This is a genomic window from Stenotrophomonas sp. YIM B13575, assembly GCF_042787595.1.
GTDB lineage: Bacteria > Pseudomonadota > Gammaproteobacteria > Xanthomonadales > Xanthomonadaceae > Stenotrophomonas > Stenotrophomonas lactitubi_B.
Window position 1 is genome coordinate 1 of record NZ_JBHZOP010000164.1, and the last position, 7,417, is coordinate 7,417.

The window sequence follows — 7,417 nt, forward strand, 5'->3', positions numbered from 1 at the left end:
TTAGCGCTATGGAACCACCCGATCCCATCCCGAACTCGGAAGTGAAACGTAGCTGCGCCGATGGTAGTGTGGCCTAAGCCATGCGAGAGTAGGTCATCGCCAGGGTTTATACCCCAAAAACCCCGCCGCTCACGCAGCGGGGTTTTTCTTTGTGCGCAGGAAATACCCGCTGGTGCCGGCCGCGGGCCGGCAGATGCGTGGATGCCGCCGCCGCGTACGGTGCTGCCAACCAAGGTTGGCAACTACCAACGGCGGGGCCGGATGTGCCCTCCACACACGCACAAAAAAGCGGCGCCCAGAGGGCGCCGCTTTGTGTACAGCTCGGCGGCGGGGGGACTTACTTCGCCGCAGCGGCAGGTGCCCCCGGCCTTCATCATCGTGTCGCGGGCAGCCTTGAACGGATCGCCTTCATACCCGTTGAGCCAACGAACCCTGCCGCGAACCGCGCCCAACAAAAAGGCGGCGCCCTGCGGGCGCCGCCTTCCATGGAGCATGGCGCAGGGTCGGCTCAGTCGATCAACGCCGCCTCGCGCTGCCGGAACACCGATACCGCCTGGTTCAGTGCGCCTGCCTGCGACTGCAGTTCACGTGCCGCTGCAGTGGCCTCTTCCACCAGGGCCGCGTTCTGCTGCGTGGCCTGATCCATCTGCACCACCGTCTGGTTGATCTGCTCGATTCCAGTGGACTGCTCCTGCGATGCCGCCGAGATCTCGCGCATCAAGTGGCTTACGTTCTCCACGCCGCCGACGATGCCCTGCATGCGCTGTCCGGCATCGGCCACCAACTGGGCGCCCTCGCCGACCTGACGACCTGCCTCGTCGATGAGGACCTTGATCTCCTGGGCGGCGGCGGCCGATCGCTGCGCCAGCACACGGACCTCGCTGGCGACGACCGCGAACCCTCGCCCCTGCTCGCCGGCGCGTGCCGCTTCGACTGCTGCGTTGAGCGCCAGGATGTTGGTCTGGAAGGCAATGCCGTCGATCACGCCGGTAATGTCGCCGATCCGCTTCGAGGCGCCTTCGATGGCCTGCATGGTGTCGACCACCCGCTGCATGGCGTGGTTGCCATCACTTGCCGCGCCCTGGGTGGAGGCGGCCAGCTCACTGGCCTGTCGCGCGTGCGCTGCATTCTGGCGCACGGTGGCGGTCAGTTCTTCCATGGAAGCGGCCGTTTCCTGCAGATGCGCAGCCTGTCGTTCGCTGCGCTCGGACAGCGCACCGTTGCCGGCGGCGATCTCGCTGGCGGCCGTGCTGATGGTGGTGGCGCAGTGCTGGATGTGGCCGACCATGCGTGCCAACTGGCTCGCGGTGGCGTTGGCATCGCGCTGGATGGCGGCGAATGCGCCGTGGTACTCGCCCTGCATGCGGCGGTCGAGATCGCCATTGGCCATCGCCGAGAGCATCTGCCGCACTTCGTCGACCGTGCTGCCCAGGGTATCCAGCAACTGGTTGATGCCACCGGTCAGGCCGTCGAGGAAGCTGGCGCCCTCGCTGGCCTGCAGGCGCTGTTCGAGATCACCGTGTGCGGCGGCATCGACAATCCCGGCAACGGCATTCTCCAGCGTCAGCTCATGGGTGCGGTCATGCCATTCCACCGCAAAGCCCAGCCGCGCGCCCTGTGCATCGAACACCGGGGTGACCACCTGGGCGAAATGCACCGGCCCGATCCGCACCTTGCCGTGATGCGTCACCTCCAGCCCGTTGAGGATGCCGCGGATGCGGTCAGGGTTGGCATGGAAACGATGGATGCTGCTGCCGACCAGCCGCTCGGCGTCGAAATCGGGGAACGCCTGGCGCAGCGTGGCCTGCTGGTTGCGCAGCAGCGCCACCACCGAACGGTTGACGTAGCGGATGACGTGATCGTTGTCGGCAATCATCATCGCCGTGCGCGAGGCGTCCAGTGCCTGGCGGATCTGCGCGTTCTCGGCGTGCGCCTCGGCCTCGCGGCCGCGCTGCGCCTGCACGTGACGCGCGGTATCGGCCAATGCGTGGGCCAGTGAGCCGGGTGCGTAGCTGCGTGCATCGCTGTGTGCACCGAGGTCGGCGCCCGTGGCGATGTCACGTGCCAATGCGGCCAGGCGGTGCGGTCCGTGACCCAGCGCTTCACTCTGCTGGCGCAGGCGTGCGGCGGTCTGGCCCAGCACCAGCGTCAGCGCCGCCAGGGCAGTGGCATTCAACAGCGGTGGCAGCACGGCCGCTCCGTCCAGCAACGGCGCCAGCACTGCAATGACGCCAATGGCGCCGGCCAGCCACAATGGCAGGCGGTCACGCTGGGTGAGCAGCACGCCCAGCAGCAGTGCAGTCGGCAACGCGGCATTCAATCCGCCGATATGGCAGAGCAGGCTCAACTGCAGGGACAGCACTACCGCCAGGCCGTTGCGGGCGATGGCCTGGCCGGCCTGGCGCCAGCCCAGCCATGCGGCTGGCAGTACCGAGGCGGCAACGGCGCTCGCGGCGGCCAGCGACGTACCGCGCACGGCCAGCACAAGGCCGATCGCTGCCAATACCACGCTGCCCAGCAGCAGGCGACGATCGCCCCGCTGTGCCAGCTGTTGTAGATAAGGGGTACGGCCCTGGTCGGGGGGGCGGGAGGACGCAATGGACATCGGCAACTCCTGGATCAACGGACGGCAGCGACCCTGCAACGCCCAGCGCGGACGAGCGCAACGACGGCATGGTCGGGAAATTCGGGGAATGCGGCGCAGACTGCGACGCGGAGGACAGACACCGTGACCACATCCTGTGGATGACGGTGCAGCAGACGGGACATGCGGTCTTCCTTGCAGAACCAGGAACAAGCCGCAGGCACAAAGGGCCTGCGTGCTGTGGGCGCAGGGGCCCACTACCGTTCTATCGGCCGCAGTGGCGCAGAGTGAAGTACGCGCAGCCGACGATGGTCAGCGCGCGTTGCTGTTTCCGCTCAGGAATGCATCGATGACCGCGGCAACCTGTGCCGGGTGTTCCATGTGCAGATGATGGTTGCCGGGGAATACCGCCAGGCGGCCATCACGCAGGTGCTGCAGGCGCTCACTGCGCATTGGCTCGGGATAGTACGACTGCGCAGGCGTGGCGTAGATCACCTGGGTCGGGCAGCTGATGGCCTGCAGCAGGTTGTCGATCTGGCCTTCGCTGAGGCGGATTGCGGTGGGCAGCATCAGGCGCGGATCGCTGCACCAGCGATAGCCGCCTTCGACCGGCTCGACACCGCGTTCGACCAGCAGGCGTGCGCAGCCTTCGCTGAGCTGGTTGGTCATCATCCGCGCGCGGATCGGTGCGGCCAGATCGGGGAACACGCGCAGCTGCTTGCGTGCGAGTGCTCGGGTGGCATCGACGTGTTCGCGCAGACGGCTGGCGGTGTCCTCTTCCGGTCCACGCAGGCCGCCGAGCGCCTCGATGGCGACCAGGCGTTCGATGCGATCACTGACCGCTGCGGTGAGGCTGGCGATGCCGGCACCCATCGAATGGCCCATCAGGGTGAACCGGTCCCAGCCCAGCGCGTCGGCGACATCGAGTACATGGGTGATCGCCGCCGGCGTGGTGTACACCGCACCGGTGGGCAGATGTGCGCTGTGGCCGTGTCCAGGCAGGTCGATCGCCACCAGGTCCAGTTGCGGCAGATGCGGCGCCAGCGGCAAGAAGCTGGCCGCATTGTCGAGCCAGCCGTGCAGGGCCAGCACCCGCGGTCCGTCGCCCGCACGGCGCAGGCCGGCAACGCGGACGCCCGCGACCTGCAGTTCAAACGGCTGCAGGGTCATGCCAGCGAGGCCACGGCCAGCCGTGCCAGTGCGCGGGCGTGTTCCGGTTCGGCGTTGAGGCAGGGGATGTAGCGCATCTGTGCGCCGCGTTCGGCCAGGGTCTCGGTGAAGCCCATCGCGACTTCTTCCAGCGTTTCCAGGCAGTCGGTGGCAAAGCCGGGGCAGACCACGTCGATCTGTTTCACACCTGCCTCTGCCAGCTCCCACAGGCTGGGTTCGGCGTAGGGCTGCAGCCAGCGTTCGCGGCCGAAGCGCGACTGGTAACCCATCTGCCAGTCATCCGCGCCCAGGCCGAGCGCCGCGGCGATCGCGCGTGCACTGGCCTCGCAGCGCTGCGGATAGGGATCGCCGGCATCGGCAAGGCGCTGTGGAATGCCATGGAAGGAGAACATCAGCTTCTGGCCGCGACCCTGCTGCTGCCAATAGCGCTGGATCGAGCCGGCGACGGCGGCAACCCAGTCCGGATCAATCGAATAATCCTGCACCAGGCTGACCGTGACCTGCGGGTTCCTGCGCTGCCACGCATCCACGCGGTCTTCGACCGAGGCGGTGGTGGTGGTCGAATACTGCGGATACAGCGGCAACACCACGATGCGGCGCACGCCCTCGGCGGCCAGCCGATCCAGTTCGGTGGTCAGTGCCGGTTCGCCGTAGCGCATCGCGTGGCGTACGCGCAGCGTCGGCAGCAGGGCCTGCATCGCCTGCGCCAACTGGCGGGTGTGGACCATCAGCGGCGAGCCGTCCGGCAGCCACACCTGGGCGTACTTGGCGGCCGAACGGCCACTGCGCAGCGGCAGGATCAGGCCGCGCAGCAGGGGCTGCCACAGCAGTGCCGGTAGGGCGACCACGCGCGGGTCGGACAGGAATTCGGCCAGGTAACGACGAACGGCGGGAGCCGTCGGCGTCTCGGGCGTGCCTAGGTTGACCGCCAATACGGCGGTATCGGGTGCGTCGAGCATGGGCGCTATTGTCGCCGATTCCATCGTCACGTCGGTATGCAGGCTTCGCATCGATGTCATTGCTGAGGCCAATGTGAGCAGGCAACGCTCATTGGGGATTCATCACAACACTACTAATTTCAGTCACTTGCTATATCTTCCTATGGACTGACTTCTGGAGCCTGCCATGCGTCGCCCGATCCAAGCCCTGCTGATCGCCGCCAGCCTGCTGTCCAGCCAGGCCATGGCCGGACCGCAGGAAGACCAGCGCGCCCGCAACGCGGTGCGTGTACTGGCTGAAATCCAGGGAATCCCTGAACAGGGCATTCCGGACAAATTGCTCGACGAAGGCCGCGCGGTCATCGTCATTCCCGACACGATCAAGGCCGGTCTGGTGATCGGCGGACGCCGTGGCCACGGCCTGATGTCGGTGCGCATGCCCAACGGTGCGTGGTCCAACCCGGTATTCATCAAGCTCACCGGCGGCAGCATCGGCTTCCAGGCCGGTGTGCAGTCCTCTGACGTGGTGCTGGTGTTCCGCAACGACCGCAGCCTGGACAACCTCGTCAACGGCAAGTTCACCCTCGGCGCCGATGCCGGTGTCGCCGCCGGTCCGGTAGGCCGCAATGCCGCCGCCGCCACCGATGGCCAGTTGAAGGCTGAGATCTGGTCGTGGTCGCGCGCCCGTGGCCTGTTCGCAGGCGTCGCCCTGGATGGTGCGATCCTGCAGATCGACGATGCCGCCAATCTCGACGCCTACGGCAGCAACACTACGCCGCGGATGATCTTCGAGGGACGCGCGGCGGGCTCGCCGTCAATGGATGTGGTCGCTTTCCGTGATCGCCTGGAAGAGGCGACCTACGCGGCGCGCAACAACCGCAACGGTGGCAATGACGCACCGCGTCCGGCCGCCGCTGCAGCGCCCGCCCCGGTGCCTGTTCAGGCAGCACCTGCGGCACCGGTTGAAGCGACCACGGCGCCGCTGCAGGCCGTGCCGCAGACCCCGCCGCCGGCCCAGCAGGGTTTCCAGCCGGTCAATGACGGTGAAATCCGCACTGAAACGCTGGGCAACAACTGACTTTCGTCACGCGCGCCGGCTTACAGCCGGTGCGCTATGCTCGGCAATCTGATCACTAACGTAACGAGCGACTTATGGGCAGTTTCAGCATCTGGCATTGGTTGGTCGTACTCGCCATCGTCCTGCTGGTGTTCGGCACCAAGCGCCTGACCAGTGGTGCCAAGGATCTCGGCTCGGCGGTCAAGGAATTCAAGAAGGGCATGCACGACGAAGACAAGCCGAACGCACAGTTGGGCGACGAGTCGCGCAGCCAGGACGCCGCGCGCGCCGCGCAGGACGAGCACGACCGCAACGCGCGTTGATCCGGAGCGGTTGCGGTGTTTGATATCGGCTTCAGCGAACTGCTGGTGATCGCGGTGGTCGCCCTGGTGGTGCTCGGACCTGAGCGCCTGCCCAAGGCGGCCCGCTTCGCCGGGCTGTGGGTACGCCGCGCGCGTAATCAATGGGATTCGGTCAAGCAGGAACTGGAACGCGAACTGCAGGCCGAAGACATCAAGCGGCAGATGCAGGACGTGCGCCAGGGCATGCAGGACACCGAGAACCAGCTGCGTGCCAGCGGCGAAGCCGTGCGCCGCGAAGCCGAGCAGATGCAACAGCACAGCGACACGCTGGCGCAGCAGGTGCGTGCACCGGCACCGGCTGAACTGCCCCCGCATCTGATGGATGCGGCCGCGCCGGTGGTGGCTTCGCCGGAAGGTGCTGCCACCGCGGCCACCCCTGCCGAACCTGCGGGCGATACCGTTGCTGATACCGCGGCCGAAACGCCTGCGCGCACGGAGCGCCCGTCATGAGCGAACACGATTTCGGCGAAAGTTCGCTGGTGGAACACCTGGTTGAACTGCGCGCGCGCCTGGTGCGTGCGTTGCTTGGCCTGGGCGTTGTTCTGCTGGGCTTGCTGCCGTTCACCCAGAAGCTCTACAACGCATTGGCCGAGCCGCTGATCTCGCAGTTGCCCAACGGGCAGACGATGATCGCCACCAACCCGGCCGGCGCCTTCTTCGCGCCGTTGAAGCTGACGTTCTTCGTGGCCTTGTTCGTGGCCGTGCCATGGCTGCTGTACCAGCTGTGGGCGTTCGTCGCGCCGGGCCTGTATGCACGCGAGAAGCGCCTGGCGATGCCGTTGCTGGTCTCGTCGGTGCTGCTGTTCTATACCGGCTGCGCCTTCGCCTATTTCCTGGTGCTGCCGGCGGTCTTCCACTTCCTCACCACCTTCAGCCCGGAAGTGATCGCGATCACGCCGGATGCGAATGCCTACCTGGATTTCGTGCTGGCGATCTTCTTCGCCTTCGGCGGCAGTTTCGAACTGCCGGTGGCGATGGTGATCCTGGTGCTGCTGGGCTGGATCACGCCGCAGCAGTTCAAGGAAGGGCGCGGCTACGCGATCGTCGGCATCTTCGTGCTCGCTGCGATCCTGACCCCGCCGGATGTGGTGTCGCAGCTGATGCTGGCGATCCCCATGTGCCTGCTGTACGAGCTGGGCATCCACGCCGCGCGCTGGCTGGTGCCGTCTTCGGCGGTCAAGAAGCCTGCGGCCTGATTCCCGGTAGCGGGGGGGGGGGGGGGGGGGGGGGGGGGGGGGGGGGGGGGGGGGGGGGGGGGGGGGGGGGGGGGGGGGGGGGGGGGGGGGGGGGGGGGGGGGGGGGGGGG

7 protein-coding genes and 1 rRNA gene are annotated in these 7,417 nt (G+C 67.1%); 5 read left to right on the top strand and 3 right to left on the bottom strand.

From position 1 onward, the window contains the following. Positions 1 to 105, top strand: a 5S ribosomal RNA gene (gene rrf, locus ACFX4F_RS19880); the annotation flags it as partial. Between the two features lie 403 nt (positions 106 to 508). On the opposite strand, the gene ACFX4F_RS19885 is transcribed toward rrf, so the two are convergent. The 3 genes from ACFX4F_RS19885 to hemH form a co-directional block, all read right to left on the bottom strand. Further along, the gene (locus ACFX4F_RS19885; RefSeq protein ID WP_380658030.1) at positions 509 to 2,605 is read right to left on the bottom strand and encodes a methyl-accepting chemotaxis protein; all 2,097 of its coding nucleotides are present in this window, start codon (positions 2,603 to 2,605) and stop codon (positions 509 to 511) included. 291 nt (positions 2,606 to 2,896) lie between these two features. After that, on the bottom strand, positions 2,897 to 3,754 hold the full coding sequence (locus ACFX4F_RS19890) for an alpha/beta fold hydrolase (RefSeq protein ID WP_380658032.1): 858 nt from the start codon (positions 3,752 to 3,754) through the stop codon (positions 2,897 to 2,899). Further along, the gene (gene hemH / locus ACFX4F_RS19895) at positions 3,751 to 4,713 is read right to left on the bottom strand and encodes a ferrochelatase (protein WP_380658040.1); all 963 of its coding nucleotides are present in this window, start codon (positions 4,711 to 4,713) and stop codon (positions 3,751 to 3,753) included. The genes ACFX4F_RS19890 and hemH overlap by 4 nt, the downstream gene beginning before the upstream one ends. Before the next feature lie 166 nt (positions 4,714 to 4,879). On the opposite strand from hemH, the gene ACFX4F_RS19900 reads away from it, so the two are divergent. The 4 genes from ACFX4F_RS19900 (at position 4,880) to tatC (ending at position 7,307) form a co-directional block, all read left to right on the top strand. Continuing rightward, positions 4,880 to 5,770, top strand: a complete 891-nt coding sequence (locus tag ACFX4F_RS19900; RefSeq protein WP_380658034.1) for a lipid-binding SYLF domain-containing protein — start codon at positions 4,880 to 4,882, stop codon at positions 5,768 to 5,770. Positions 5,771 to 5,844: 74 nt separating this feature from the next. Continuing rightward, positions 5,845 to 6,072: a Sec-independent protein translocase subunit TatA gene (tatA, locus tag ACFX4F_RS19905; RefSeq protein ID WP_099819944.1), complete on the top strand. Its 228-nt coding sequence runs from the start codon at positions 5,845 to 5,847 to the stop codon at positions 6,070 to 6,072. A 15-nt stretch (positions 6,073 to 6,087) separates the two neighbouring features. Beyond that, positions 6,088 to 6,561 carry a Sec-independent protein translocase protein TatB gene (gene tatB, locus ACFX4F_RS19910; RefSeq protein WP_380658036.1) on the top strand — a complete coding sequence of 158 codons (474 nt, stop codon included), beginning with the start codon at positions 6,088 to 6,090 and terminating at the stop codon, positions 6,559 to 6,561. Then, positions 6,558 to 7,307 (top strand): twin-arginine translocase subunit TatC, encoded by a 750-nt coding sequence (gene tatC / locus ACFX4F_RS19915; protein ID WP_176022400.1) that lies wholly within the window; start codon positions 6,558 to 6,560, stop codon positions 7,305 to 7,307. The genes tatB and tatC overlap by 4 nt, the downstream gene beginning before the upstream one ends. Positions 7,308 to 7,417: the final 110 nt, after the last annotated feature.